Source organism: Stenotrophomonas sp. YIM B13575 (genome assembly GCF_042787595.1).
Lineage (GTDB): Bacteria > Pseudomonadota > Gammaproteobacteria > Xanthomonadales > Xanthomonadaceae > Stenotrophomonas > Stenotrophomonas lactitubi_B.
Genome location: NZ_JBHZOP010000222.1, coordinates 1 through 1,160 on the forward strand (window position 1 = coordinate 1; position 1,160 = coordinate 1,160).

Sequence of the window (1,160 nt, forward strand, 5' to 3'; positions counted from 1 at the left end):
GCCATAGAAGGTGATAGCCCTGTATCTGAAAGGGCCATTTCAGTGAAGACGAGTAGGGCGGGGCACGTGAAACCCTGTCTGAACATGGGGGGACCATCCTCCAAGGCTAAATACTACTGACCGACCGATAGTGAACCAGTACCGTGAGGGAAAGGCGAAAAGAACCCCGGAGAGGGGAGTGAAATAGATCCTGAAACCGTGTGCGTACAAGCAGTAGGAGCCTCGCAAGGGGTGACTGCGTACCTTTTGTATAATGGGTCAGCGACTTACTGTTCGTGGCAAGCTTAACCGTATAGGGGAGGCGAAGGGAAACCGAGTCTGATAAGGGCGCATAGTCGCGGGCAGTAGACCCGAAACCGGGTGATCTAGTCATGGCCAGGGTGAAGGTGCCGTAACAGGTACTGGAGGCCCGAACCCACGTCTGTTGCAAAAGACGGGGATGAGCTGTGATTAGGAGTGAAAAGCTAATCGAACCCGGAGATAGCTGGTTCTCCTCGAAAGCTATTTAGGTAGCGCCTCATATGTATCCTCTCGGGGGTAGAGCACTGTTATGGCTAGGGGGTCATCGCGACTTACCAAACCATTGCAAACTCCGAATACCGAGACGGACTGTATGGGAGACACACGGCGGGTGCTAACGTCCGTCGTGAAAAGGGAAACAACCCAGACCCACAGCTAAGGTCCCAAATTTTGTGCTAAGTGGAAAACCATGTGGAAAGGCACAGACAGCCAGGAGGTTGGCTTAGAAGCAGCCACCCTTTAAAGAAAGCGTAATAGCTCACTGGTCGAGTCGGTCTGCGGGGAAGATTTAACGGGGCTAAGCACAGAACCGAAGCTTGGGGTGTGCATATTTATATGTACGCGGTAGAGGAGCGTTCCGTAAGCCGTTGAAGGTGGATTGAGAAGTCTGCTGGAGGTATCGGAAGTGCGAATGCTGACATGAGTAACGATAATGCGGGTGAAAAACCCGCACGCCGAAAGCCCAAGGTTTCCTTGCGCAACGTTAATCGGCGCAGGGTGAGTCGGCCCCTAAGGCGAGGACGAAAGTCGTAGTCGATGGGAAGCAGGTTAATATTCCTGCACCTCGCGTAAGTGCGATGGAGGGACGGAGAAGGTTAGGCATACCGGGCGTTGGTTGTCCCGGGGAAAGGCGGTAGGTT

The 1,160-nt window shown here is 53.5% G+C and carries 1 rRNA gene; it reads left to right on the forward strand.

The annotated features are described in order from the left end of the window. Window positions 1-1,160: ribosomal RNA gene (locus tag ACFX4F_RS21355) — 23S ribosomal RNA — on the forward strand; the annotation flags it as partial.